Origin of the sequence: Bradyrhizobium sp. CCGUVB1N3, assembly GCF_024199925.1 — a bacterium.
In the GTDB taxonomy this organism is placed as follows: domain Bacteria; phylum Pseudomonadota; class Alphaproteobacteria; order Rhizobiales; family Xanthobacteraceae; genus Bradyrhizobium.
On sequence record NZ_JANADR010000001.1, the window covers coordinates 8,538,145 to 8,564,408 of the forward strand.

Annotated in this window: 26 protein-coding genes, 1 pseudogene and 1 other annotated feature; of the genes and pseudogenes, 23 read left to right on the forward strand and 4 right to left on the reverse strand. The window is 59.5% G+C overall.

The window, feature by feature from the left end; translation table 11 throughout:
• Positions 1 to 165: 165 nt before the first annotated feature.
• The gene (locus NLM33_RS40315) at positions 166 to 1,008 is read right to left on the reverse strand and encodes an IclR family transcriptional regulator (RefSeq protein ID WP_254103978.1); all 843 of its coding nucleotides are present in this window, start codon (positions 1,006 to 1,008) and stop codon (positions 166 to 168) included.
• Between the two features lie 596 nt (positions 1,009 to 1,604).
• On the opposite strand from NLM33_RS40315, the gene NLM33_RS40320 reads away from it, so the two are divergent.
• The 7 genes from NLM33_RS40320 (at position 1,605) to NLM33_RS40350 (ending at position 8,700) form a co-directional block, all read left to right on the forward strand.
• Entirely contained in the window at positions 1,605 to 2,429 is an 825-nt protein-coding gene (locus NLM33_RS40320) for an ABC transporter permease (RefSeq protein WP_254103979.1), read from the forward strand.
• Positions 2,430 to 2,438: 9 nt separating this feature from the next.
• Positions 2,439 to 3,254 carry an ABC transporter permease gene (locus NLM33_RS40325; protein WP_254103980.1) on the forward strand — a complete coding sequence of 272 codons (816 nt, stop codon included), beginning with the start codon at positions 2,439 to 2,441 and terminating at the stop codon, positions 3,252 to 3,254.
• 86 nt (positions 3,255 to 3,340) lie between these two features.
• The gene (locus NLM33_RS40330; RefSeq protein ID WP_254103981.1) at positions 3,341 to 4,432 is read left to right on the forward strand and encodes an ABC transporter ATP-binding protein; all 1,092 of its coding nucleotides are present in this window, start codon (positions 3,341 to 3,343) and stop codon (positions 4,430 to 4,432) included.
• Between the two features lie 80 nt (positions 4,433 to 4,512).
• Positions 4,513 to 5,565, forward strand: a complete 1,053-nt coding sequence (locus NLM33_RS40335) for an ABC transporter substrate-binding protein (protein WP_254103982.1) — start codon at positions 4,513 to 4,515, stop codon at positions 5,563 to 5,565.
• Positions 5,566 to 5,670: 105 nt separating this feature from the next.
• Positions 5,671 to 6,993, forward strand: a complete 1,323-nt coding sequence (locus tag NLM33_RS40340) for an MmgE/PrpD family protein (RefSeq protein WP_254103983.1) — start codon at positions 5,671 to 5,673, stop codon at positions 6,991 to 6,993.
• Between the two features lie 39 nt (positions 6,994 to 7,032).
• Positions 7,033 to 7,875: an SDR family NAD(P)-dependent oxidoreductase gene (locus NLM33_RS40345; protein WP_254103984.1), complete on the forward strand. Its 843-nt coding sequence runs from the start codon at positions 7,033 to 7,035 to the stop codon at positions 7,873 to 7,875.
• A 27-nt stretch (positions 7,876 to 7,902) separates the two neighbouring features.
• Positions 7,903 to 8,700 carry an SDR family NAD(P)-dependent oxidoreductase gene (locus NLM33_RS40350; protein ID WP_254103985.1) on the forward strand — a complete coding sequence of 266 codons (798 nt, stop codon included), beginning with the start codon at positions 7,903 to 7,905 and terminating at the stop codon, positions 8,698 to 8,700.
• A 456-nt stretch (positions 8,701 to 9,156) separates the two neighbouring features.
• On the opposite strand, the gene NLM33_RS40355 is transcribed toward NLM33_RS40350, so the two are convergent.
• Together NLM33_RS40355 and NLM33_RS49955 are read right to left on the reverse strand one after the other, a co-directional pair.
• Entirely contained in the window at positions 9,157 to 9,744 is a 588-nt protein-coding gene (locus tag NLM33_RS40355) for a phosphoribosylglycinamide formyltransferase (RefSeq protein ID WP_254103986.1), read from the reverse strand.
• A gap of 21 nt (positions 9,745 to 9,765) precedes the next feature.
• A complete protein-coding gene (locus tag NLM33_RS49955) occupies positions 9,766 to 10,191 on the reverse strand; it encodes a GNAT family N-acetyltransferase (RefSeq protein WP_371930168.1) in 426 nt (141 codons plus the stop codon).
• 185 nt (positions 10,192 to 10,376) lie between these two features.
• Between NLM33_RS49955 and NLM33_RS40360 the strand changes: the two genes are divergently transcribed.
• Positions 10,377 to 11,075 carry a class I SAM-dependent methyltransferase gene (locus NLM33_RS40360; RefSeq protein ID WP_254103987.1) on the forward strand — a complete coding sequence of 233 codons (699 nt, stop codon included), beginning with the start codon at positions 10,377 to 10,379 and terminating at the stop codon, positions 11,073 to 11,075.
• A gap of 247 nt (positions 11,076 to 11,322) precedes the next feature.
• On the opposite strand, the gene NLM33_RS40365 is transcribed toward NLM33_RS40360, so the two are convergent.
• Positions 11,323 to 11,973, reverse strand: a complete 651-nt coding sequence (locus NLM33_RS40365) for a chloramphenicol phosphotransferase CPT family protein (protein ID WP_254103988.1) — start codon at positions 11,971 to 11,973, stop codon at positions 11,323 to 11,325.
• 1,085 nt (positions 11,974 to 13,058) lie between these two features.
• On the opposite strand from NLM33_RS40365, the gene NLM33_RS40370 reads away from it, so the two are divergent.
• From NLM33_RS40370 to NLM33_RS40440, 15 genes and pseudogenes are all read left to right on the forward strand, one after another.
• Positions 13,059 to 14,290 (forward strand): IS3 family transposase gene (locus NLM33_RS40370; RefSeq protein ID WP_254094988.1). Its coding sequence is split into 2 segments (ribosomal slippage): positions 13,059 to 13,350 and positions 13,350 to 14,290, totalling 1,233 coding nucleotides; the frame shifts between segments, so codons are not numbered across the junction.
• Positions 13,343 to 13,459: a sequence feature (AL1L pseudoknot), on the forward strand. (Overlaps the previous gene by 117 nt.)
• A 73-nt stretch (positions 14,291 to 14,363) precedes the next feature.
• Complete coding sequence (locus tag NLM33_RS40375) at positions 14,364 to 14,549, forward strand: hypothetical protein (RefSeq protein ID WP_254103989.1); 186 nt, start codon at positions 14,364 to 14,366, stop codon at positions 14,547 to 14,549.
• A gap of 332 nt (positions 14,550 to 14,881) precedes the next feature.
• A complete protein-coding gene (gene trbB / locus NLM33_RS40380; RefSeq protein ID WP_254103990.1) occupies positions 14,882 to 15,880 on the forward strand; it encodes a P-type conjugative transfer ATPase TrbB in 999 nt (332 codons plus the stop codon).
• On the forward strand, positions 15,877 to 16,218 hold the full coding sequence (locus NLM33_RS40385; protein WP_254103991.1) for a TrbC/VirB2 family protein: 342 nt from the start codon (positions 15,877 to 15,879) through the stop codon (positions 16,216 to 16,218). Before trbB ends, NLM33_RS40385 begins: the two co-directional genes overlap by 4 nt.
• A complete protein-coding gene (locus NLM33_RS40390) occupies positions 16,218 to 16,493 on the forward strand; it encodes a VirB3 family type IV secretion system protein (protein ID WP_254103992.1) in 276 nt (91 codons plus the stop codon). The genes NLM33_RS40385 and NLM33_RS40390 overlap by 1 nt, the downstream gene beginning before the upstream one ends.
• 7 nt (positions 16,494 to 16,500) lie before the next feature.
• Positions 16,501 to 18,934, forward strand: a pseudogene (trbE, locus tag NLM33_RS40395) (conjugal transfer protein TrbE).
• A 2-nt stretch (positions 18,935 to 18,936) separates the two neighbouring features.
• Positions 18,937 to 19,695, forward strand: a complete 759-nt coding sequence (trbJ, locus tag NLM33_RS40400; protein WP_254103993.1) for a P-type conjugative transfer protein TrbJ — start codon at positions 18,937 to 18,939, stop codon at positions 19,693 to 19,695.
• 13 nt (positions 19,696 to 19,708) lie between these two features.
• Complete coding sequence (gene trbK-alt, locus NLM33_RS40405) at positions 19,709 to 20,029, forward strand: putative entry exclusion protein TrbK-alt (RefSeq protein ID WP_254103994.1); 321 nt, start codon at positions 19,709 to 19,711, stop codon at positions 20,027 to 20,029.
• Positions 20,026 to 21,387: a P-type conjugative transfer protein TrbL gene (gene trbL, locus NLM33_RS40410; RefSeq protein WP_254103995.1), complete on the forward strand. Its 1,362-nt coding sequence runs from the start codon at positions 20,026 to 20,028 to the stop codon at positions 21,385 to 21,387. Before trbK-alt ends, trbL begins: the two co-directional genes overlap by 4 nt.
• 2 nt (positions 21,388 to 21,389) lie before the next feature.
• Complete coding sequence (gene trbF, locus NLM33_RS40415) at positions 21,390 to 22,079, forward strand: conjugal transfer protein TrbF (protein WP_254103996.1); 690 nt, start codon at positions 21,390 to 21,392, stop codon at positions 22,077 to 22,079.
• Positions 22,076 to 23,155, forward strand: coding sequence for a P-type conjugative transfer protein TrbG (gene trbG / locus NLM33_RS40420; RefSeq protein ID WP_254103997.1), 1,080 nt, complete (start codon positions 22,076 to 22,078; stop codon positions 23,153 to 23,155). Before trbF ends, trbG begins: the two co-directional genes overlap by 4 nt.
• Positions 23,146 to 24,354: a TrbI/VirB10 family protein gene (locus NLM33_RS40425; protein WP_254103998.1), complete on the forward strand. Its 1,209-nt coding sequence runs from the start codon at positions 23,146 to 23,148 to the stop codon at positions 24,352 to 24,354. Before trbG ends, NLM33_RS40425 begins: the two co-directional genes overlap by 10 nt.
• Positions 24,351 to 24,578: a DUF2274 domain-containing protein gene (locus NLM33_RS40430; RefSeq protein WP_254103999.1), complete on the forward strand. Its 228-nt coding sequence runs from the start codon at positions 24,351 to 24,353 to the stop codon at positions 24,576 to 24,578. The genes NLM33_RS40425 and NLM33_RS40430 overlap by 4 nt, the downstream gene beginning before the upstream one ends.
• A gap of 118 nt (positions 24,579 to 24,696) precedes the next feature.
• Positions 24,697 to 25,611, forward strand: a complete 915-nt coding sequence (locus NLM33_RS40435) for an alpha/beta fold hydrolase (RefSeq protein ID WP_254104000.1) — start codon at positions 24,697 to 24,699, stop codon at positions 25,609 to 25,611.
• Between the two features lie 33 nt (positions 25,612 to 25,644).
• On the forward strand, positions 25,645 to 26,250 hold the full coding sequence (locus NLM33_RS40440; RefSeq protein WP_254104001.1) for a ribbon-helix-helix protein, CopG family: 606 nt from the start codon (positions 25,645 to 25,647) through the stop codon (positions 26,248 to 26,250).
• The last annotated feature ends 14 nt before the right edge of the window (positions 26,251 to 26,264 follow it).

Below are 26,264 nucleotides of genomic sequence, written 5' to 3' on the forward strand. Positions count from 1 at the left end.
CGATTCTGAGCAAGTGTGTCGATCCAAGGATTGCGTGCTGTGAAATAGCAGGAGACCGCATTCCGTTAGGATGGGACCAAGCACCTTCTAGCTGACATCGACCCGCCTGCCAAAGTTGCAGCTGCTCTCCACAAAAATGGAGCATCGGAAGAGCGGCAATCCAGCCTATGTTCGCCTGTGCTGAGAAACGACTTTGGACATCTGCCGAGCGATCTCAACTGTGATCGGGCTAAGTTCTGCTTCCACTCTCTCGGGAGTCCAATTGGCGGTCGAAGCTGCGATGTTCACAGCAGCTACAACTTTGTTGTCGTAACCAAACACCGGCGCAGCCGTCGAGATGTCCCCAAGCATTGCTTCCTGATTGGCGATGGCAAAGCCTTTTTGGCGCACCTTTTCTAATTCCTTGAGAAGCTTTGGCCGACTAGTCATGGTGTGGGGTGTAATCGCGGGAAGGCCCGCGCCCTTCAAAATGGCATTGGTCGAGTCGGCGTCGAGGTTCGCCAGGATCGCGCGTCCTGGCGCCGTAGCGAAAGCGGGAAGGCGAGCCCCGATTGTCACGTACGAGCTCATCACGTTCCTGCTGGGAACACGAGAGATAAATATGATGTCGGAGCCGTCGAGCTCGGTCAGGTTGACGGTCTCCTGAGATCGCTTGTTCGCCTCGAGCAAGTACGGAAAAGTTGCTTCGACGATCGGATTGCTGCGCAAATATGCGCTTCCGATATCCATAGCCCGCGCCGAGAGCGAATATTGCCGGGTTGTCTCGCTGTGCGTCAGGTATCTCAGCGCCCGCAACGTGTAGAGCACTCGTTGAGTTGCGCTTTTGTTTAACCCGGATGCCTCTGAAACTTCCGCAAGAGTCATCGGTCGTGGGTTCGCACAAAAGGTGTCAAGGATAAGCATCCCCTTCTCGATCGTTCCGAGATAGAGCCGCTCGTCAATGTCCGACTTCGCGAACGGAGCAGGCGAATTGAGACCTGTCCGGTTCTTGCCTCTCTTCTCGATCATTGTCGTATTCCTTCTCCCACAATACGGTTCTGCATATTGCTATTCAATACGCCTGTAAAGGCCAACGCCGATACACCTAAAGTCGTGCTCTAACGAGGGCGCTGGAGCGCGGGGCAGCAAATTTTCGCTTGACCATCGCAAAACAATATGCAGTATTGGATAACAATACAGCGCAGATGAACCATTCAGGAGGGAGGGCTAGGAGAGGGCGTGACCTTCACTGAACGAGAAATGTTCTCGCTCATGAAAGCGAAGGCGTCCGAGCTCGCTGCAGCTCATTGCAACATCTCATTAGCGTTTAGAGTACGGGAGCCTCAGCTTCACCTGCGGGTCATCCCTGAGTTCATCGTTGCACGAGAAGGCGCGAGTGACGTCAATCTGCATAGCTGCTTCCATCGGGGGCGCCTCCGAACTCCCAAGGTCAGAAACATGAAAACGCCGGTTGATCGAATGTATCGTTCAAGTATTCCGCGTCACTCGACCGTGCTCGGGAATGAGGTGCGGGAGGCGATGCTCCGTGCAACAGGTCTCTTTTGCGCAGTCCGCAAGCCAATAGCGAGAAACCGCGTCCCTCAAGAACTTTAGCCTGTGCTCAAATGAACCGTTCGACCAACTTCAATGTGCAGTCACTGTTCATGTCGCCAGCGGTCCTGGTCGCAGTGGGAATAGTGCTGCCGCCACTCTGCTATGTCCTTCTGACAAGTCTTCGGGACGATGCCGGCGCATTCTCTGCGTACAAAGCAATCGTCGAAAGCAGCCTGTTCAGGCAAACACTAACAACGACCCTCGTGGTCGCGTCTCTTTCATCAGTCCTGAGTCTCGTACTCGGATACATCGTCGCCCTGCACTTGGCGAGGCAGAGTCCGGATCGTCGGACCGTGCTGATGTTTCTCATTCTCTTACCGTTCTGGACGAGCATTTTGGTTAAGTGCTTCGCCTTCACTATTATCCTCGGTCGGCACGGCATCATTAACAACCTTCTGAGCTGGGTCTCAGGCTTCGACGTGCATCTGCCGCTTGTCCTGAACCGTATCGGGTTGTTCGTCGGCATGACCAATCTTCTGGTTCCTCTCATCGTCCTGCCGGTGCTCGCAAGTCTACTAGCAATCGACAATGCGCTCTACAGAGCGGCGTCGATTATGGGTGCGAAGCCAGCGAGAATGTTTTGGACGGTAACCGTCCCTCTAAGCTTTCCGGGGGTCGTTGCGGGTCTGCTGAGTGTTTTTGTTATGTCGTTGGGCGCATTTATCATTCCCGCTCTCCTCGGCGGTCCTCAAGATCAAATGCTCTCCAACCTGGTCGACTTTTACAATCGCCAGGTGCTCGACTGGCCGAAGGCATCGGCAATAAGCGTGATCCTGCTCGCATTGGCTTCGGTCTTCATCGTTCCGATGGCGCTTTGGCGTCGGCGTAAGATCTAGGAGTTTGTCATGGCGAACTCAGTGATCGATCCCCTGTCGCAGCGGTATCGCTTCGTTGGCTCAAGCCTCGCGGTAGTGGTCTACATCTTCTTGCTCGCGCCGGTCGTTGTTACAATTCCGATGGCATTTGGGCCAACGAACGCGCTCGAATTTCCGCCCTCAACATACTCGCTTGATCTGTTCAGAATCTTCTTCAGCTCTGATAGCTGGTTGTTGCCGCTGTATACGAGTCTCAAGGTTGCTGTTTTCTCGACCGTTGCTGCCCTCTTTGTTGGCGTGCCTTCGGCATATTGGATCGCGCGCTATGAATTTCTAGGAAAGCTTTTGATTTCCGGAGTGTTGATTAGCCCTTTGGTCATTCCCACGATCGTCTCGGGGTTAGGCATTTACTTGTACTTCTCGTACGTCGGCGTTGGCGGGACCACACTGTCTCTGGTTCTGGGTCACGTGATGGTAACGTTGCCGTATGTGATCGTAATGATCATCGCGGGTGTGCAGAAGTTGGATCGAAACTTGGAGTTCGGCGCTGAGCTGATGGGGGCGTCTCCTATCCGCATGTTTTTCACAGTTGTGATCCCTCAGCTCGTCCCATCGCTAATAAGCGCCGCCTTCTTTGCGTTTCTGCTCTCGTTTGACGAGGTGATCATCTCTTGGTTCCTCACTGGCAGCAACACGGTGACGCTGCCAGTTAAGATGTATAGCGCGCTCGAATGGGAAGTCTCCCCGGTCATCGCAGCCGTATCGGCCTTGCTGACTGCATTGTCCGTGTTGGTATGCATCGTGACTATCAGCCTCAGGAAGCCCACTGGCGAGGAGGTCTCTTGAGCAACGAACACGCGATCGTAGTTCGCTCTGCGACTGATTTAAGCTCAGACGTTCACCTGGGCAGCATGGATTCCAGGAGTAAACAAATGAACGCAGGCAATGCCTCCACCGGTGAAGCCATAGCTTTGAGAGGGATTTCGAAGACCTTTGGGTCAGTGACGGTCCTTAAGGCAACAGAATTGGCCGTCAACAAATCCGAGTTCCTTACCCTGCTCGGGCCCTCCGGCTCTGGAAAGACGACCCTCTTGAACCTGATTTCGGGTGCGCTCACGCCTAGTTCCGGTGAAATACTCCTCGGCGGTAGGAATATCACCCGCATGCCCCCGCGCGATCGAGGCATCGGTATGGTGTTTCAGAACTATGCCCTCATGCCTCATATGACGGTCTTCGAAAACGTTGCCTATCCACTTCGTGTAAGGCGCGAGTCCTCCGGCTCCATCCGGAGAAAAGTCTTGGACGCGCTGGATCGAGTTGGTCTCAAAGGGTTTGATGACCGAAAGCCACGTCAACTTTCAGGTGGCCAACAGCAGCGCGTCGGTATTGCTCGCTGCATCGTGTATTCGCCCGCCATTATCATGATGGACGAGCCACTCGGGGCGCTCGACAAGAATCTTCGGGAGCAGATGCAAACTGAAATCAAACGTCTTCATCGTGAGCTGGGCACGACGATCATTTACGTAACGCACGATCAGGAAGAGGCGCTCAATATGTCTGACCGCATCTGCCTCATGAAGACCGGTGAGATCGCTCAACTGGGCGCGCCAGATGATTTGTACTTCAGGCCCAATAGCCGCTTTGTGGCAGAGTTCATCGGAGAGTCTAATTTGCTCAAGGGCAAGAGCGCTGCTGCAAATAGCGTGGCAATCGACGGGGTTGGAGTTGTTCATGTGCCAAGCTCAGAGCGGAGCCTTGGCTCGGACGTAATGGTAATGGTTCGGCCAGAAAAAATGCAGATATCCGGTGCTGATGTCGACGCGCCCGCTGGTCACAACGTGCTGCACGGGGTGGTTGAGGCGATATCTTTCGTCGGAGGTATGACCCGGATTTCCGTGAAAACAGTGCAGGGCGCGTCGGTCACGGCAAAGATCATCTCCGGTCCAGCTTCCACTCGGCCCGAGCTTGGATCTGCAGCCAAGCTCTCCTGGTCACCTGCTGAGTCCGTCGTGTTGAGCGCCTAAGTTTGTAGTCCCGGGTTTGAAACTTGAGCTGACTCGGTCCCGGCACCGTCATCATCAACGCAAGAGTAAAGGAGTGGACTATGTCGATTTCGAAGGAGCTGTCACGGCGTACATTTCTTGCAGGGGCCTCCGCCGCGGTGCTAGCGCCGGCAGTGATCACCCGCGTGCACGCGCAGGCCAAGGCGATCACGATCACCAGTTACGGCGGCACGTATCAGGACGTCCTTGTTAAAACCGTAACCACGCCTTTCACCGAGGAAACAGGGATCAAGGTCAACATCATCCCGATTCCGGACATTGCAAAGCTGAAAGCTCAAGCTATGACCGGACGCGTGGATATCGATGTTGTGATGACCGTCGACGAGAATGCGGCGTTCGGATCCAAGCAAGGACTTTGGGATAAGATTGACTTGGGGATGCTGGATACGGCCGACATGGCCGTCGCGCCCAAAGCTGAGTATGTAACGGCAAATTCTTTCGCGGGCGGCATTGCGTGGGACCCCCAAAAGTACGGGCCAGAGGCACATCCCAAGAACTTCGCTGAATATTTTGACATCAAGAAGTTTCCCGGACGCCGTACCTTCCGTAATCGACCGAACGAAACGCTTGAAGCCGCTCTGCTCGCAGATGGGGTTTTACCGAAAGATATGTATCCGTTAGACGTGGATCGCGCTTTCAAAGTGTTGGATCGCGTGAAGTCGAGCGTTGCATCTTGGGTGACGGCGACTCCTCAAACGATCTCGCTTTTGCAGACTCAGGAGGTCGACTTTAGTTACAGCTACGCCAATCGGGTTAAAGCCACAAACGAGCCAGGAGGCGGCAAGCCACTCGCATTCTCGTTCGAGCAGAATCTTCTCGGCACGGACAGGTTGGCCATTCCCAAGGGAGCGCCGAACAAAGAAGGTGCAATGAAGTACATGGCTTACTTCTTGCGACCGGACGTCACCGCACGCCTGTGCAATGCGGCCTTTATCATTCCGAACTCGAAGAAGGCAATTCCCTTGCTAGATCCAGAAGTTCGCAAATGGACCCCCGACATCACCAATCCAAACAATGTGGTCATCGACGGCGCCTATTGGACTGAAAACCTTGAGCCGGTATCGCGCCGGTTCAAGGAATGGGTCATCACCTGATCCGGATACAACGCTTGGGCGTCGTAATCGACGCCCAAGCTCACGAGCCTTCCACGACTTTCTTGCCTCCGACAGGCTCAAGCTAAATCTATCGCAGGAATCACCATGGGTACGACGGCCGACATCGCACAGTTTGTTCAAAAGACCACTTTTGATGAGTTTGACCCGGAGCTCGTTCACCACGTGAAGAACGTGTTTCTTAGCGGCGTCGGAATGACCCTGGCTGGTGTCGACAGCGAAACCAGTAAGGCCATTCTGAGCTACGTGAAGGAATGCGCGGCTCCACAAGAAGTTGGTGTGATTGGCGCAAACTTTCGCACTTCCGTTGAATACGCGGCGCTGGCAAACGGGACGACCTCCCATACCACGGAGCTCGAAGACGATACTCGAGCTGAAAACATGTACAGCGTTGGCGTCTTCCCCGCCATGTTCGCATTGGGTGAGAAGCTGAACGTATCGGGCAGAGAACTGATAGAGGCGTTCGTTATAGCCTGGGACGTTGCGTCGAAACTGGCGATCGCTTCGCAGGATATGATGGCCCGCGGCCTGGCGCCTTGGTCTGCTGGCTCTACAATCGGCGTAGCCGCTGGCGCAGCGAAGTTGCTTAAACTTAATGATGAGCAGATCGGCATGGCCGTTAGCATAGCGGCCTCTCACGCGGCGGGCCTATTCAAGCAAGTTGGCTCAGGGGCTCACCTGTACGAGTCTGGCATGGCTGGGCGGAACGGCTTAGCTTCGGCTCTCCTAGCCAAACACGGCCTGACCGGCCAACCCGCGGTGCTGGAGTGCCCGATGGGATATCTTCACGCGGTCGCCGGAATCGCAAACCCTGATCTAAGGCTCGGGGCGCCGTTTAGGGCGCAGGATATTGAAATCAAAAAGTATCCATGCTGCCTATCCCAAATGCATCCTATCGATGCTTTTGTTAGGCTAATCGAAGAGCGTGGCCTTTCCGCGCACCAAGTGAAAGCTGTTCGCCTGGAAGCGCCGCCTTCGTTTCAACTCGCGGCCGCGCTTTATCATCACCCAAAGAATGGGGACGAGGCGAAGTTCAGCTTGGCTCACAGTATTGCATCTAGCTTCTTGGACAAAAAGCCGTGGCTGGATAGGTATACCACCGAAGGTGCGAATGGACTGGATGTGGCTGCCTTCCGCGATAAGATCGAGATCGTCTATCGAGCGGAGCTAGCTGGCCAAGCACTGCCAATTACTGTCACTTTGAACGATGGTTCGCAGGTCAACTCGATGACTCGGAAGATTACTGAGCACATCGACGTCAGCGATGACGAGATCCTCGACAAGTATCGCAAATGTGTCTCAGGCATTTTCTCCGCAAGTCGCGGAGATCAAATCTCCGAAAGCCTTCTTTCCTTGGAGCAAATTCCTGACATCTCCGAATTGATGAAGAATCTCACCTTCATCAATTGAACGCTGCAGTGCACCCCGATGGGCACGAAGGAGTCGGCAATGGGACGTTTGGACGGAAAAACCGCTGTGATCACTGGTGGAAGCCAAGGAATTGGGCTGGCCACTGTAGAACTGTTCGTCGCGGAAGGCGCGAACGTCGTTGTTGCCGACCTTCTTGCCCCGGAGGGTGAGGCCTTATGCGAGCGCCTTGGCGCTGTCTGCCTATTCCGCAAGACCGATGTTACGGACGAAGATCAGTTCAAGAGCCTAATTGAATTCGCTGTAGAGCGATTGGGTCGTATCGATTGCCTTTTCAACAATGCTGGAATGCTTGGTCAAATCGGCGGCATTGAATCGATGCAAGTGGATCGATTTGATCGCGTAATGGTCTCACACGTGCGGAGCGTCATGCTCGGGATGAAGCACGTTGCTCCTCACATGAAAAAGCAGGGCTTTGGCAGCATTATCAACACGGGGAGCATCTCAGGCATCCAGGCTGTGTCGGCGTACATGGATTACAGCGCCGCGAAGGCAGCTGTCATACATCTCACCAAGTGCGCGGCAATGGAGCTCGGCGAATTCAGCATCCGCGTGAATTCGGTCTCACCTGGCCAGATTGCGACTGGAATGGGAAAGACGGGTCCCGAGGCCCTTCAGAAAGCAGCTCTCCTTCGTGAACTCAACAAGACTCGTCAGCCAATACCGCGCTCCGGCCTTCCGGAAGATATTGCTTTCGCAGCCTTGTATCTTGCGAGCGACGAATCCAGCTTTGTGAATGGCCACGACCTTGTTGTGGACGGCGGTATGATTGGCGGAACGGGCTGGACCGAACGTCAGCGAATGAATGCTGAGTTTCAGAACGCACTCAACTCAGCTGGTCCCCAGTCAAAGTCTTCCAATTGACCTCCGGTCGCGCTCGCAGGGTGAAGCATGCAGAATCGTTTGAAGGGTAAAGTCGCAATCGTTGCGGGAGCCGGATCAACCGGAGGCGACGGTCTCGGGAACGGGAAGGCATCGGCGGTTGTTTATGCCCGCGAGGGCGCCTCAGTTATGCTTGTTGACCTTAATCTGGAGGCCGCGGAGAAAACCCGCAAGATGATCGAGCAGGAAGGGGGCACCTGCTTTGCTTTTCAGGCAAACGTAAGCCAGCGTTCGAATTGCGAGGCCATGGTAAGAGAGTGCCTGAAAAGATATGGTCAAATAGACATTCTTCATAACAACGTTGGTGTTGAGCCGAAAACGTTTGGGGGCGTGCTGGATACCGACGATGCTGAATGGGATCGCGTAATCAACGTTAATCTGAAGAGTATGTTCATCGCTTCCAGCGTGGTCCTGCCATCAATGTTGGAGCGAGGCAGTGGATCGATTCTGAATATTTCGTCGGTCTCGGCCGAGAGGCTCTCTCTAGGATTATTTCTATATTGTATTTCCAAGGCTGGGGTGAACACCCTTACCAAGGCGATGGCGCTCGACTACGCGGATAAAGGTATTCGCGTTAATGCGATTATGCCTGGGCTAATGGATACACCCATGGTCGAGAGGCACAAAGAGTTTTACGGCGGTGACCGCGAAAAAATGCGCCAGCTTCGAAATGAACGCGCCCCAATGAAGCGCATGGGAGAAGCTTGGGATGTCGCAAATGCCGCCCTGTTCTTGGTTTCGGACGACGCCAAGTATATCACCGGCCAGGTCCTTGCCGTCGATGGCGGATATCTGTGCAAACCCTAAACCCGTACCCCGGGGAGGCAGAGGAGTCCTGTTTCCCCTCATACCTTGCTGGGTCTTAGCGGAGGGGTGCAAGAAGGCGCCGGCGTAGCGTAGCCCGATAGAGACCGGACAACACGGAATTCCTGACAGATTCGGATAGGGTCGGCTCTCTGGTTGTTGAGCCTCGCCGAACCAAATGTTCCTCTTCACCCTGATCGGCGATGAAATATTCGCCGCGTCAGGTGCAATACGACTGCTTGGTGCAATTCATTTAGGCCGTGTACCGATGAACTCGGCCGCGATGCGACGAAGGCTAACTCCGCTTTTCCCCCCCTATAGCGACCAAGTTCGTGCGGCAGCAAAATATGTCACGATGGGAAGAAGCGATATGCGCCGCGCTTTGCACCTAATTTTTACACCGCCACTCCGCAAGATTGTTGGATCGCAAATCCGGTACATAATTCTTGACTTCAGCACCTAGAAATTCAGCTGGCCAGTCTGAATTCGATTTAGCGTTTCGACGAAAAGCGATGCCTCGGCGCCCATGACCAGCTCTTCGAGTGCTGCAACGTCAGCGCCGGTAGGAATAGGGATTGCTCGCTGCGCGATGATGCTGCCGGTGTCATATTCGCCGTCTATCAGATGAATGGTAGCTCCCGTCTCAAGTTCACCAGCGGCGAGAACCGCCTCGTGGACACGCCGTCCGAACATGCCCTTGCCTCCAAATTTTGGAAGTAGCGCGGGGTGCGTATTCAGAATTCTTCCGGCAAAAGCTTCCAACGTCCGAGGTCCCAATTTCCGGAGATAACCTGACAAAATGACCAGATTGACACCGGCAGCCTTCAAGACTTCGCACAACGCTATATCCGCCTCTCCAGCGTCTGGTAGCGTCGGAATGACGCGTGTAGGAATCCCTCGTCCCTGCGCCCACGGCAGAGCAGCCGACTCGGCCTTGTTGCTCACCACTACGCAGGCGTGCGCACACAAGCGATGCGCAGCAATCGCATCGACGATTGCTCTCATGGCACTGCCATTATTGGAGGCAAGAAAGCCCAATTTCAACATGACGTTTCAAGGGCACCAAGGCTAAAGCCGAAGGGCCAAAGGTACTCGTTTCGGGCTTATTGTCCATGAGATTCCGAGCGGTGCAAAATTCTTTGATTCTTTGAAAACAAAAACGGCGCGAGGCCTTCTTCGGTACGTCGCGCGGTCACATGATGGCAAGAATCCGCGATCAACAAGATATTGGCCTTTCATATGCGGAGTGCGTAGTACCGTGAGTAGGTTTCGCCGTCTGGATTCCAGGGGGCCGTAGGTTGGAAGCCCATCCTTTCGTACAGACTGCGAGGCCGTCGGCGCATTGTTGCTGGACAAGCGTATGCGATCGTATCCCGCGCTGCGGGCAAAGCTGATGAGTCCATCTGCGATAACCCTTGCGATTCCGCGGCCTCGGTAGATTGGGGCCACAAACATGCGAACCATTTCGCACTCTCGATCGTCGAGGCGCTTGATCGCACCGGTCGGTCCTTACACCACTTGCTACTTCCGCTTGTTCGCTGGCGGCGGGCTAGTGTCTGGGGATTCCGGCCGATTAAGATCAGGTAGGGCAAAGGCCCCGAAGCCTCAGAGAAATTTCTCTAAGGCGAGGAGCACGTCCAAGTGAGATAGTTGAAGACAACGTTAGAAGGGGCTCTGCAGTGAATCCAAATGACTATGACGCGATGGCGCTGGCCTACAGCGTCGACAATGAGCAGAACGCGTGGAATGCGCTTTATGAGAGGCCCGCCATTCTCGGTCTGGCCAGCGACGTCAATGGGTTGCGCGTACTCGACGCGGGTTGTGGCGCTGGGGCGCACGCCGTGGCTCTCGTGGAGAGAGGAGCAAACGTTTCGGGTTTTGATCTGAGCGAGCAGCTCTTGGCTATCGCTCGGCAGCGCCTCGGCGGGCAAGTCCCGCTCGTACAGGCAGATTTGAACGCGGCGCTTCCGTATCCCGATGGTCAGTTTGACTTGGTGCTATCGGCCCTAGTCATGCACTACGTCGAGGATTGGGCCATACCTCTCGGGGAATTCGCGAGGATCTTAAGGAAGGGCGGTCGACTGGTTTTCTCAACCCACCATCCCTTTATGGATCATGTGCTGGCGAAGGGCGAAAATTACTTTGCGACCTATGCTTTCAAAGAGAGCTGGGAGCGAGGCGGTCAGCAGGTCACAATGCAGTTCTGGCATCGTCCTCTTTCGGCAATGTTGCAATCCCTGACAAGAGCGGGCTTTTCGGTCGAGCGTATCGATGAACCTATGCCGCTGGAGAGTGCGCGAGAGGAGTTTCCCGACGCGTACCGAACACTTACGACTTCGCCACGCTTCATATTTTTCTCCGCACGAACGATCGAATAGTGCTTTTGTGGCTACCGCGGGAGTGTTGGCAGCACCGGGCCGTTTGCGAGCCATTCAGCCATCTACTTCGCAAGGCTCTCCGCAGCAGAGATGATGACACTCAATTCGTCCCATCATATTTTGGACGGCATCAACTGTGGCGCCTCGTCCGGATTTTCGTGGAGCGCTGGTTTGGCATCACCACAAATATCAACGACGGGGCTGTGAACTTCGGTTGTTCGTCTTTGGCCTCAAAAGAGAGGTCGTCTTATTTGCTGTTTGCGGACGCGGCCAACTTCTCAAACGCGGTCAGCCGTTCGTGGATACCTTCAAGTCGCTGCAGGATAATTGCCGCACAATCCTGAGGGCTGGTGGATGACGTGTCGATTTCCAGATCGTAGATGCCGGGAATGTGGACTTTATGCTGCCATGCAAGTACCGGGGCCGGTACGGGTTCTTGATCGGAACCTGCTAGATACAAATTCTCTGGTCCAACCTGACCTTGTCGTCTACGCTCCATAATGACGTCGATCGAGCAGCGAACGCCGACAAACAAGACCGGTAGCCCAGATAGTCGCTGCGCGCATTCGACGAGGATATTGGCAGGCTTTGCATAAGAATTGTGATGTCCGACGTCGACGACCACATTTAGTCCCAGGCGACTGTGAGCTGCAATCGATTCATAGAGGGCAGCATAAAACACAGGTATCAGAGGTTCGAGATCCGGTCGTTCGCCGCCTGGGCGAACGCCAATGCCGGGCTGGAAACGACTTGGCGTCATCTCCCTGACATAGACGTCGACGCCCAGATTGACCCAAGGACCATCGAACGTGTCCTGGATAACCTTTACGATGCTCGACTTTCCTGATCGAGGAGGCCCGTTCAGGATCACAACTTGCCCCGCGCTTCCTGTATTCATTTAGAGTTCCTCAACAGTGAGATTATTTACGAACGAGCGTCGCTTGAACCGATGACCCGCACATTGCCGATAAGTCCTTGTTGCAGAGGTTTGTCCTGAGAGGTTCGATCAGCATGCATTCGATGCAGCAAGTCTTTTTCTCCGCTCTGCGCCCGATCCCTGCGCCGGCTGAATACTTGTTGAACTAACCCATTTCCTGCCTCGTCTATTCATCCCCGTCGTCGATCGCATGCTGCGTTGGCGTTCGCCGGGGATGATCACGGGGGTCACTTCAATCCATTCGGAAGCGTTCTCGCGTGGCGCGCATGCTGCGCACCGATCGGCGATAGCGATTTTCCTCGAGAATCCCGAGATCGTCGAGGTGATGCTCAAATCGGACCCAAGGCCACGCCACGTCTGCAACAGGTAAACCGGGTCGGTTTGGCCTTACGGCCGATGATTTTCAGATGGCCCCGGTACGGACGCCTTCGGCACTCCCCGGGAGATCTCCGTCGGGCCGTTAACGGAACATTATTGCTCCGTCTCTTTTGACAGAGGCTTGTCAGTCCAAAACGATTATGCTGCGTCGGGGCAGAGCGAGGCGCTACAGAAGGCGGGCCTCGAACCGAAGCGCTACGGATTGAAAGATGCGATGGCCTCAGTGGTACCCGACGCGCGCCGACATCGTTGGCATCCTATTCGCGCTCGTAGTGGCGTGTGTTTTCGCATTTGTTGTCGTGCGATTTCCTTACTTCCATCAAGCGACTGGCTTCGGTCCGGATTGGGATTGTAAAGTCATGCCTAAGGGCGAACCCGTCTGCACTAAGAGATTGGGTCGGTGAGGGGAATGGAACGCAGATGTTAGTCAGATGAGGAGCGATGGCCAAGGCGACGATTGGTGACTTGGAGGGCGGGGCGGCATTATGCGCGTGGTTTGAGGGCGTTCCTTCGTTCCACGACGCGACGCTGCGTGAGCTTGAGCTTCGCCAAGGCGCGCCGAGTCGGCTGGTCGCTCGCACATTCCGGATTGAGTCGGAAGTCGACGCTCAGGGGTATTGAACCGCCACGGGTTTGCCGGAGGCTCCAACTCCTGAGAGGATGGAGCCATGACAAGCAAGACGACGAACAAGTTTTCACCCGAGGTCCGGGCTCGTGCGGTTCGGATGGTTCTGGATCATGCGAGCGAGCACCCGTCGCGGTGGGCGGCCGTGACCTCGATTGCGGCCAAGATCGGCTGCACACCGCAGACGCTGCACGACTGGGTCAAGAGGGACGAAGTCGATAGCGGACACCGGGCCGGCGTTCCGACCGACATGGCCGAGAAGCTGAAGGCGCTGGAGCGGGAGAACCGTGAGCTTCGGCAGGCGAATGAGATCCTGCGCAAGGCGAGCGCGTATTTTGCGATGGCGGAGCTCGACCGCCGGTCCAAGCCATGATCGCCTTCATCGACGATCATCGTGGGGCGCATGGGGTCGAGCCGATCTGCAAGGTCTTGCCGATCGCCCCTTCGACCTACCACGCCCATGTGGCCAGGCGGCGCGATCCTGCCAGGCTGTCGGCGCGCGCCAGGCAGGACGCTACCCTGAAGATCGAGGTTCGGCGGGTGTTCGATGAGAACTTCCGGGTCTATGGCGTGCGCAAGGTCTGGCGGCAGCTCGAGCGGGAAGGCTTCGATGTTGCCCGCTGCACGGTGGCGCGACTGATGCGGGACATGGGTTTGCAAGGAGTCATCCGCGGCAAACCCGTCAAGACCACGATCAGCGACAAGGCCGCGCCATGCCCGCTGGATCACGTCAACCGCCAGTTCAGGGCGCCAAGGCCGAACGTTCTTTGGCTCTCCGACTTCACCTATGTCGCGACCTGGACCGGCTTCGTCTACGTCGCCTTCGTCATCGATGCCTACGCCCGCAGGATCGTGGGGTGGCGGGTCTCGCGCACGGCGCATGCGGGCTTCGTGCTCGATGCGCTGGAACAGGCCCTGCACGATCGCCGGCCGGTCCATCGCGGCGGGCTCGTGCACCACAGCGACAGGGGCAGCCAATACGTCTCGATCAAATACACCGAGCGTCTGGCTGAAGCTGGTATCGAACCTTCTGTCGGCAGCGTCGGGGACTCCTATGACAACGCTCTCGCCGAAACCATCAACGGCCTCTACAAGGCCGAGGTGATCCATCGGCGCGGGCCATGGCGCAGCTTCGAGTCCGTCGAGTTCGCGACGCTGGAATGGGTGGACTGGTTCAACAACCGAAGGCTCCTCGAGCCCATCGGCAACATCCCGCCGGCCGAAGCCGAGCAACGCTACTACGCCATGCTGGAACAACCCGCCATGGCGGCATAACTTAAACCAAATTGCCTCCGGCAAACCCGGGGCGGTTCAGTATTTCCTACTGACGAAACATGTGGAAGTGACCTTGAATATCTTCGAGTTGATCGAAGTTGAGCTAATTGAACTTAAGGAAGCCGGAATCATGGACGGGCTCGACGTTGAGATCGATCATGATGGAGTCACACTCAGCTTTGATTCGAGCTACGGCGTACATGGGCGGATCAAGGCGAAGCGAGTTGTTGTCTCCTTCGAACAGGGAAAATTCGAATAATGGCGAGGTTCCTAGGACAAGACGTTCCGCGACACGAGATCTGTTCCGGGTCAAGAGGGTCGTTTTGAGCATCCTCTCCGGCGTTCACGGGTCAACTCTAGCCTGAACAGCAGACATTGGAGTGGAATGTCCGACTAGGGCGGGACTACGCAGTCACGCAAGCTATTGGTCAGGGTCCTTCAGCACGCGTTCGATCCAGCAAGTATTTTTTCTCTGCTCTACGCCCGCTCCCTACGACAGCTGAATACTTGTTGAACTGACCCATTTCCTGCCTTCTGTACTCATCCCGTCGCCGATCGCTTGCAGCGATTGGTGTTCGACGGGGGACGATCGTGGCGGGCACTTTAATCCATTCGGAGGCCTTCTCGCGTGGCGCGCGTATGTTGCGCACCGCGCTGGGCCCGGCGATAGCGACTTTCCTCGAAGACCCATCGATCGTCGAGGTGATGCTCAACCCCGATGGTCGGCTCTGGATCGACCGGCTGTCAGGCGGCCTGGAGGATAGCGGACGAACGATGTCCGCGGCCGACGGCGAGCGGATCGTGCGCCTGGTCGCGCACCATGTCGGCGCTGAGGTCCATGCCGGCAGGCCGCGCGTGTCGGCCGAGCTTCCCGAGACGGGGGAGCGGTTCGAGGGACTTCTCCCGCCTGTCGTGGCAGCGCCGGCCTTTGCGATCCGCAAGCCTGCGGTTGCGGTGTTCACGCTGGATGACTACGTTGCCGCCGGCACCATGACCGCCGGTCAAGCAGCGGCGCTACGGGCCGCTGTCGCGTCGCGGAAGAACATCCTGGTCGCTGGCGGCACCTCGACCGGCAAGACCACGCTCACCAACGCACTGCTCGCCGAAATCGCCGGCACCACCGATCGCGTGGTGCTGATCGAGGACACGCGCGAACTGCAATGCCGCGCTCCGAACCTAGTCGCGCTGCGTACCAAGGACGGCGTTGCGTCGCTGTCCGATCTGGTCCGGTCCTCGCTGCGCTTGCGCCCCGACCGCATTCCGATCGGCGAAGTGCGGGGCAGCGAAGCCCTGGAGCTCCTCAAGGCCTGGGGCACCGGCCACCCCGGTGGGATCGGCACGATTCACGCCGGCACAGCGCTGGGCGCGCTTCGCCGCCTTGAACAGCTGATCCAGGAAGCCGTCCTCACCGTTCCCAAGGCGCTGATCGCCGAGACCATCGACATCGTCGCGGTGCTGCGCGGCCGCGGCAGCGAACGCCGCCTCGCCGAACTTGCTCTCGTCGCCGGCCTTGATGCCGCCACCGGCGATTACCGCGTCCAGTCCGCAGGGGCGGGCGGTGACCCCTCGCTTCCCGGAGACCCCTCATGATCCAACTTCCTCCCGCGATCCGCCGCGTTCGTCGCCGCATCACCGACCTCGCGGCGCTCGCCTTCCTCTCGATCGCGTTCGCGCCTGCGGCACACGCGTCCGGCTCCTCGATGCCGTGGGAGACGCCGCTCAATCAGATCCTGGAATCGGTGCAAGGTCCGGTCGCCAAGATCATCTCCGTCATCATCATCACTGTGACCGGCCTGACGCTCGCGTTCGGCGACACCGCCGGCGGTTTCCGCCGGCTGATCCAGATCGTCTTCGGACTGTCGATCGCCTTCGCCGCATCGAGCTTCTTCCTCACCTTCTTCAGCTTCTCGGGTGGGGCACTCGTCTGATGGCTGCGATTGTCGATCCGGAGGTACCGGACTTCTTCGCGCCGGTCCATCGCGCGCTCACGGAGCCGATTCTGATGGGCGGCGCGCCGCGCAGCGTCGCGATCGCCAACGGCACGCTGGCGGCGGCCATCGCGCTCGGTCTTCGTCTCTGGATCCCCGGTGCGCTGATCTGGGCCGTCGGCCACGTCGCGGCCGTGTGGGCGGCCAAGCGCGACCCGCAGTTCGTGGAGGTTGTTCGCCGCCACCTCCGCTATCCGCCTTACCTTGCGACATGAGGCTTCCATGCTGAACCTCGCCGAATATCGCCATCGGCCCGCCAGCCTTCCCGACTTCCTGCCTTGGGCAGCCTTGGTCGAACGGGGCGTGGTCCTCAACAAGGACGGGTCGTTCCAGCGGACGGCGCGATTCCGTGGTCCTGACCTCGACAGCGCGACGTCTGCGGAGCTGGTCGGCGTAACGGCGCGCCTCAACAACGCGTTGCGCCGCCTTGGCTCAGGCTGGGCAATCTTCGTCGAGGCCCAGCGCATCACCGCTCAGACCTATCCATACAGTGCCTTTCCCGATGCCGCATCAGCGCTGGTAGATCTCGAGCGCCGCGATGCGTTCGAGGAGGCGGGTGCGCATTTCGAGAGCCGCTATTTCCTGACCTTCGTCTGGCTTCCCCCGGCCGAGGACGCCTCGCGCATCGAGGGCTGGCTCTATGAGGGCCGTACGCAGAGCGGCGTCGATCCGCATGAACTGCTGCGCGGGTTTGTCGATCGGGACCTACCGCGTCCTGCAACTGGTCGAAGGCTTCATGCCAGAGGTGGCATGGCTGGATGATGGTGACACGCTCACCTACCTGCACTCGACCATCTCGACCCGGCACCAGCGCGTCCGCGTTCCGGAGACGCCGATGCATCTCGACGCGCTGCTTGCGGACGAGCCGCTCGCCGGCGGCCTCGAGCCGCGCCTTGGCAGCCACCATCTTCGCACGCTCACCGTGGTCGGCTTTCCGACCGCGACCCATCCCGGAATCCTCGACGAGCTGAACAGGCTTGCCTTCCCCTACCGTTGGTCGACACGCGCGATCCTCCTCGACAAGACCGAGGCCGTAAAACTGCTGACGAGGATCCGCCGACAGTGGTTCGCCAAGCGGAAGTCGATTGCCGCCATCGTCAAGGAGGTGATGACCAACGAGGCCTCGACACTGGTCGATAGCGATGCGGCCAACAAGGCCACTGACGCCGATCTCGCCTTGCAGGAACTCGGCACCGACGACGTCGGGCAGGCCTACGTCACCGCGGTCGTCACCGTCTGGGACGAGGATCCCGGCCGTGCCGCCGAAAAACTTCGCCTTGTGGAGAAGGTAATCCAGGGACGCGACTTCACCTGCATGCCGGAAGGGGTGAATGCGTTAGAGGCCTGGCTTGGCTCGCTGCCGGGGCATGCCTACGCCAATGTCCGCCAGCCGCCGCTCTCGACATTGAACCTGGCCCACATGATTCCGCTTTCGGCGGTCTGGGCTGGACCTGCGCGCGACGAGCATTTCAAGGCGCCGCCACTCTTCTTCGGTAAGACCGAAGGTTCGACGCCGTTTCGCTTCTCCCTGCATGTCGGCGATGTCGGCCACACCCTGATCGTTGGCCCGACCGGCGCCGGCAAGTCCGTGCTGTTGGCGCTGATGGCGATCCAGTTCCGTCGCTACCGCAACAGCCAGATCTTTGCCTTTGATTTCGGCGGCTCGATCCGCACCGTGGCGTTGGCCATGGGCGGCGACTGGCACGACCTCGGTGGCAGCCTGTCGAACAGTGCCGATGACTCCGTCTCCCTTCAGCCGCTCGCACGCATTGGCGATGCGGCGGAGCGCGCCTGGGCTGCCGAATGGGTGACCGCGATCCTCGCCAAGGAAGGCGTCACCATCGACCCGACCGCGAAGGAGCATGTCTGGTCGGCCTTGACCTCGCTGGCGTCCTCGCCGGTCGAGGAGCGGACGATCACCGGCCTGACCGTCCTGTTGCAGTCGACCGCGCTCAAGCAGGCGCTGCAACCCTATTGCGTCGGCGGTCCCTCCGGTCGGCTGCTCGACGCCGAGGATGAGCACCTCGGTTTCGCGTCAGTCCAGGCGTTCGAGACCGAGGGCCTGATCGGTGCCGGTGCAGCCCCCGCCGTCCTCACCTATCTCTTCCATCGCATCGAGGGCCGGCTCGACGGCCGGCCGACGCTACTCATCATCGACGAGGGCTGGCTTGTCCTCGACGATCCCGCCTTCGCCCAGCAGCTTCGCGAATGGCTGAAGACATTACGGAAGAAGAATGCGTCCGTCGTCTTCGCCACGCAATCGCTCTCCGACATCGACGGCAGCAATATTGCGCCCGCGATCGTCGAGAGCTGCCCGACGCGGATCTTCCTGCCGAACGAGCGCGCCATCGAGCCGCAGCAAACGGCGATCTATCGGCGCTTCGGCCTCAATGATCGCCAGATCGAGATCATCGCGAGGGCGACGCCCAAGCGGGATTACTACTGCCAATCGCGACGCGGCAATCGGCTGTTTGAGCTGGGTCTCGGGCCGATCGCTCTCGCCTTCTGCGCGGCCTCCTCAAAGGCTGACCATGCTGCCATCGAACGGCTGCTCGCCGAGCACGGCCGCGAGAACTTTACGCCCGCGTGGCTCGCCGATCACGAGCTCCTGTGGGCCGCCGATCTCATCCCCGACCTGACAAACCTGGAGGTGTAACCATGACCACCGGCAAGACGCCGCGCGCAAGACTGATGGCCGCGACCACCCTCTCGCTCGCCCTATCGGTCCCGCCGCTTGTGATGACGCGGGCCTCTGCGCAGTGGATCGTCTACGACCCCACGAACTTCAGCCAGAACGTGCTGACGGCGGCGCGCGAGTTGCAGCAGATCAACAATCAGATCCAGATGCTGACCAACCAGTCGCAGAGCCTGGTGAACCAGGCGAAGAACCTCGCCAGCCTGCCGATGTCGACGCTGGCCCAACTTCAGTCGACCATCGCGCGGACCCAATCGCTGCTGAGCCAGGCGCAGAACATTTCGTTCAACGTCCAGCAAATTCAGACCGCGTATTCCAGCAGCTATGGCGCGGCGCCGGCCACCGGATCGAACGCGACGCTGTTCGCCGCCGCTCAAACCCGGTGGCAGAACTCGGTGGGCGCCTTCGAGGACTCGCTGAAGGTGCAAGCCGGCGTCGTCGGCAATATCCCGACCAACTCCGGCGCGATGACCTCGCTGGTCACGGCCAGCCAGTCCGCAAGTGGCGCGCTACAGGCAGCTCAAGCCGGCAATCAGCTCCTTGCCCTGCAATCGCAGCAGCTCTCAGACCTGGTCGCGGTTCTGGCCGCGAAGGGGCGCGCAGACGCGCTGGAGCAGGCGCGTGTGACGGCGACGGAGTCGCAAGGCGCCCAGCAATACAAGATCTTCTCGACGCGCAGCGGCTACCAGCCGGGCAACGTCACCATGTTCAGCAGCAACTGAAGGCGCGCAGAAGATGGATCGCTCGGATTTTTGGCGCGCAGTCGCGATGGTCGCCCTGTTGGCCATCTTCATGGCCACGCTGTCCTACATTCATCGGCGCCCGCCGTCAGGGCCGGTATCCGAGGCGCCCGCCATCTCTGCACCCGATGATCTCTCGGCCGAGCTGCGCCGCTGCCGCGCGCTTAGGTCCCAGGATGCCGAAGATCCGCACTGCCGGGCGGTCTGGGAGGAGAACCGCGCGCGCTTCTTCGGCAGGCCGGCGCGGCCGCTGCTGCCACAGGCCGCGCCGGCCACGTCGTCGATGACGAACGCTACGGAAGGAGACGCGCGATGAACAACGTCGGCGTCATCGATACCTTCCTCAATACCTACACCACCTACATTGATTCAGGCTTCGGCCTGATCAAAGGCGAGGTCACCTATATCGCCTCGACCCTGATCGTCATCGACATCACCTTGGCCGGCGTGTTCTGGGCCTGGGGCGCCGACGAAGACGTTCTCCAGCGGCTGGTGAAGAAGACGCTCTACATCGGCTTCTTCGCCTTCATCATCACCAACTTCAACAGTCTCTCAGGCGTCATCTTCCACAGTTTTGCTGGTCTTGGCCTGAAGGCCGGCGGCTCGTCGATCTCGACCGCAGACTTCCTGCGGCCCGGCCGGCTCGCACAGGTCGGCCTCGACGCCGCGCAGCCGCTGCTCGATGCCGCAAGCCAGATGATGGGCTTCACCAGTTTCTTCGCCAATTTCGTCCAGATCGCCGTGCTGATGGTGTCCTGGCTGCTGGTGCTGATCGCGTTCTTCATTCTGGCGGTGCAGCTGTTCGTCACGCTGATCGAGTTCAAGCTGACGACGCTCGCCGGCTTCATCCTCATTCCCTTCGCCCTGTTCAACAAGACCGCCTTCCTTGCGGAAAAGGTGCTGGGCAACGTGGTCGCTTCCGGCGTCAAGGTGATGGTGCTCGCCGTCATCGTCGGCATCGGCACGGGGCTGTTCTCCCAATTCACCACTGCCTATGCCGGCGGCCAGCCGACCATCGAGCAGGCGCTCTCTGTCGTGCTCGCCTCGCTCGCCATGCTCGGCCTCGGCATCTTCGGGCCCGGCATCGCAACCGGTCTTGTCTCGGGGGCGCCGCAGCTTGGCGCGGGCGCTATGGTCGGCACCGGCCTTGCCGTCGCCGGCACCGCGATGGCGGCGGGCGCAGGGCTTGGGCTCGCGGGGAGGGGAGCGATGGCGGCGACCTCCGGTGCTGCGGCCGCCGCACGCGGTGGTGCGGCGATGGCAGGCGGCATGTCCTCTGCTTACAGCCTTGCATCAGCAGGCCGATCCGGTGCTGGCGGCGTTGCCTCGGGTATCGGCGGCGCCGGCCGTGCTGCTGCCAGCGCCGCGGCAGCTCCCGTCAGACGCGCCGCCGCGCAAGCAGCGGGGGCAATGACGGAGAGCTTCACCTCTGGCGCCCGCGCCGGTGTCGCAAACACGGGTGGTTCCTCGACCATGGGGACCATTGAGCGTGGCGCGGCCGCAAGCGATGGAGCCGCGCCTCAAGCGGCGAGCGAGAGCGGTCCGCCCGCCTGGGCCCAGCGCGTCAAGCGCAATCAGACGATCGTTCACGGCGCGCAGACGGCCGCGCAAGCCCTCAAATCCGGCGACAGCCATGGTGGCGGCCATTCCGTCGAGCTATCAGGGGGAGAATAACAATGTCAGTCTTTCGGCGATCGTCGGTCCGCTACGGCCGCACGCCCGAACCTGCAACCCCGTATCAGCGCGCCGCGCAAGCCTGGGACGATCGCATCGGCTCCGCGCGTGTGCAGGCGAAGAACTGGCGGCTGATGGCTTTCGGTTCGCTGATCCTTTCGTGCGGTCTTGCCGGCGGTCTGGTCTGGCAATCCACGCACGGCACCGTCGTTCCCTGGGTGGTGCAGGTCGACAAGATCGGTGAGGCACAAGCCGTGGCGCCGGCCGTCGCCGACTACCGGCCGAGCGATCCGCAGATCGCCTGGTATCTCGCCCATTTCATCGCGATGGTGCGCTCGCTTCCCGCGGATCCGATCATCGTGCGGGAGAACTGGCTGAAGGCCTACGACTTCACGACCACGGCGGGCGCGATGGCGCTGAACGATTACGCCCGCGCTAACGACCCCTTCGCCAGTCTCGGCAAGCAGCAGGTCGCAATCGACGTCTCCAGCGTCATCCGCGCCTCGCCCGACAGTTTTCGCGTGGCCTGGGTGGAGCACCGTTATCAGGACGGAGCGCTCGCCGGCACCACACGTTGGACCGCGATCCTCACCATCGCGATTCAGCCACCGACCGACGCCGACCGGCTGCGCAAAAATCCACTCGGCATCTACGTCAACGCCATCAACTGGTCAAAGGAGCTGGGACAATGACCCCGCCGTTTTTCTCACATGCCGGCGGTCCGGCTTCGCGTCTCTCTATCGTTCAGCAAAGCCAGAAGGGAGAGAACACGTGCTTCCGTAAATCCGCTTTGGCGGCTTTGCTGATGTCCATCTCTTCCCTCGGCGGCTGCGCGCACAATTTCATCCCGCCTGACATCAACTACGATAGCGCGGAGCCCGCGACGCTCACGGCCGATCCGCCGCCACCCGTCAAGATCGTCGAATTGCCAAAGCTGCTGCCGCTGCCCGGCCAGTTGAAACCCCTCGCGGCCGGCAAGCACGTCCCCGAAGCCGCCGACCCAAAAGTTCGCGTCAAACAGGCCAATGCCGCGGCCCGGGTGCAGCCCGTCCGCAACGGCTTCATCAATGCGGTCCAGGTCTATCCGTTCTCCGGCGGAGCCCTCTACCAGGTCTATACGGCGCCCGGCCAGATCACCGATGTCGCCCTCCAGGAGGGCGAGCAGCTCGTCGGCTCCGGTCCGGTGGCCGCCGGCGACACCGTGCGCTGGATCATCGGCGATACCGAGAGCGGCGCGGGCGCGAGCAAGAAGATCCACATCCTGGTCAAGCCGACGCGGCCGGAGTTGATCACCAATCTCGTCATCAACACCGACCGGCGAACCTATCTCCTCGAGCTGCGCTCGACGGAAAAGACCTATATGGCCTCGGTCTCCTGGCAATATCCCGAGGACCAGCTCATTGCGCTTCGGCAGCAGAACGCGACGGCTGAGGCCGCGGCGCCGATTGCGGCCGGCGTCGATCTCGCCTCGATCAACTTCCGCTACGCGATCGAGGGCGATGACCCGGCTTGGCGCCCGCTGCGCGCCTTCGACGACGGGAATAAGGTCTATATCGAGTTTCCCAGCGGTATCGTCCAGGGCGAAATGCCGCCGCTGTTTGTCATCGGTCCGGCCGGTGGCTCAGAGCTTGTCAACTACCGGGCGAACCGCAATTACTACATCGTCGATCGCCTGTTCGCGGCCGCCGAATTACGTCTTGGCGACAAGGATAGCGAGCGGCGCGTGCGCATTGTCCGCACCGACGGAAGGCCGCGCGCATGGCGATAGGCAGCGAAGACGAACGTCAAAACGACGTCCCACCCGTCGCACCGCCGGATCTTCGGCTTCGAGGCGAGCGGCCGCCTGTCACACGCCTCTCGCGCAAGATGCTGGTCGGCCTTGGCGCGGTGTCTGCGCTGGCGGTCGCCGGTGCGCTCGGCTACGCCCTGCAGACCCGCAACAAGCAGCAAGTCGGCCAGGAGCTCCTCAGCACCCAGAACCGCCCTTCACCTGAGGGCCTTGCCGCCTTGCCGAAGGATTATACCGGCCTACCGCGTCAAGCGCCGCCGCTCGGACCACCGCTGCCCGGCGATCTCGGCAAGCCGATGCTCAACGCGGGCGCTGCACCGAATACCGTGGTCCCGGGAACGACGTCCGATCCGGAGGCGCAGCGGAGAAGCCAGGAGATCGAGGCGGCGCGCGTCAGCCGCCTCTTCGCCCAGACGGTTCAGCAACCGCAGAGCATAGGCCAACCCATCCCGAATACCTCGCCTGCCACTGCGACGGCCCCAGCCGCGACCCCACCCGTCGATGCCGGATCTGCTCAAAACATGCAGGACCGCAAGACGGCCTTCCTCAACGCCTCGACGGACAAGCGCACGGTCAGTCCGGATCGGCTCGAAGTCAAGGTCTCACCTTACGTCGTGCAGGCTGGCACCGTAATCCCGGCTGCACTCATCACGGGCATCAGGTCCGATCTGCCAGGCCAGATCACCGCTCAGGTGACGGAGGCGGTCTATGACAGTCCGTCCGGTAAATATCTTCTGATCCCCCAGGGCGCCAAGCTGATCGGTCAGTACGACAGCTCCGTCGCGTTCGGCCAGAGCCGCATCCTCCTGGTTTGGACCCGCATCATCATGCCGGACGGCAATTCGATCGTGCTGGAGCGCCAGCCCGGCGCGGACACCGGTGGTTATGCCGGGCTCGAGGACGAGGTCGACAACCACTGGGGCATGCTGTTCAAGGCCGCCGTTCTCTCGACCATGCTCAGCGTCGGAGCCGAGGCGGGCACGAGCCAGAACGAGAACAATCTCGTTCAAGCGATCCGCAGCGGAGCGTCCAACAGCATCAGCCAGACCGGCCAGCAGATCGTGCAGCGTCAGCTCAATATCCAGCCGACGCTGACGATCCGGCCAGGCTTTCCGGTCCGCGTGGTTGTGACGCGGGACTTAGTACTCGCCCCCTACCGGAAGGGAGGAATGCCGTGACGAAGCTCAAGCTCGGGCCACTCGAAGACGACAAGCCAGTCAAACTCACCATTGAGCTTCCGGCAGCGGTCTTCAGGAATCTTAAAAATTACGCCGAGGCGATCGCGCGCGAGAGCGGACAGCCGGCGCCCGATCCCGCCAAGCTCATCGTTCCGATGATCCAAAGATTCATGGCGACAGACAAAGGGTTCTCAAAGGTGAAACGCGCGGCAACAAATCGATGAAGGAACGATCGTTCAGCGTTGCCTTGTGAGAGGTGGCAGGGACCAAAGCCCGTCAAGTCAAATCCGGTCAGACCAGAATTTTGCTCACGTAAACGCGTTCAGGTGAAGAGGAAGTCAGATGCCATATATCGATGCCACGGGTGTGAAGCTTTATTTTGAGGAAGCCGGCGATGGTCATCCGATCATTTTCCTGCACGAGCTCGGCTCAGATAGCCGCCAATGGGAAACCCAGGTTCGGTATTTTTCCCGTAGCTATCGCTGCATCACCTTCAACGCCCGTGGATATGCCCCCAGCGACGCTCCTCGCGATCCGGCCCTCTATGGCTGGGAGCTCGCTGTGAACGACATTGCCGCCGTCATGCGTGGCCTTGTCATCGAACAGGCACACCTGGTCGGATCGAGCATGGGCGGATATGCCGCCTTGCAGTTTGGATTGCGCTTTCCGCAGAGAGCCAGCGCGATTGTCGCGGCCGGTGTGGGAGCCGGATCGGCTCCTTCGGAGCGCGACGCCTGGTCGAGAGAAACCTCCATTCTCGCGCGGGCTTTCATCGAGCGCGGCATGGATGCGATGGCCCGGAAAATGGCACATGGTCAGACTCGTATCCAACTCAAATACAAGGATACACGGGGTTGGCAAGAGTTTTGGGAACGCCTGCGTCACCACTCACCGCTGGGTCTATCGAATACGATGGCGCGCTGTCAGGCGTTACGGCCGTCATTGCATGATCTGGCCGATCAGTTCGGAGCGATGCGAATACCGGCATTGCTGGCCGTTGGCGACGAGGACGTACCCTGCCTCGAGACCAACCTGATGCTGAAAACAGTGCTTCCCAACGCCGGTCTTTGGATCTGCCCCAATACCGGCCACACCATCAATCTGGAAGAACAGGCAGCATTCAATGCTCAGCTCGACAGCTTTCTAGCCGCCGTCGAGCGTGGGAGCTGGCGCCGCGGGCGTCCGGAGATTGAGGCCAAATCCAATCTGAAACTTGAGATGACGTCCGATACACGCACGAAGGCCGTGGCCCGTTGACTGAACTCTAGGCGCTTCACAGTGAGCAGTCTTATGAAATCCCGGACTGGCGTTCACCTCAGCGAACCCATGACAACGCGGTTGACCGCCGCGGCTACTCGCGCGGGAGTGACAAAATCAGAACTTATCGAAGCCGCGCTCGATCGCTTTCTCGAATCCGATAGCGCTGCTGAACATTTCGCGATCGTGGCAGGTCGCCTCACTGAGTTAAACGATCAGATCGGGCGTCTCGGTGCCGATCTCAAGATGGTGAACGAGGTCGTCGCCCTTCACGCGCGCTTTCACTTGGCCGTTACGCCCTCGTTATCGGCGGCAGAGCAGCATATGGCGACTGTCGTGGGCTCCGAACGCTTCGAGGAGTTCGCCGCGCAAGCAGGACGTCGTGTCGAGCGGGGGACGTCTCTCATGCGGGAGACTATGAACCGCCGTATCAGGAGAAATGAGAGCCGCTCCGGGGGTGACTTCGCGGCCAGCGAGGCGCTCGGCACTACTTCCAAGTCTTCTGAATCAATTCTTACCGCATCCGCCACGGTTGATGGTGCATCAGAGCCGAACGCTGCCGTGCGGGAGGACGGCAGCATTCGGAACTTTCCAAAACAGGCTCACGGCCCGCTTCAGCAAGGGGTCCAGCGGCGATGAGACGACGTTTCGGG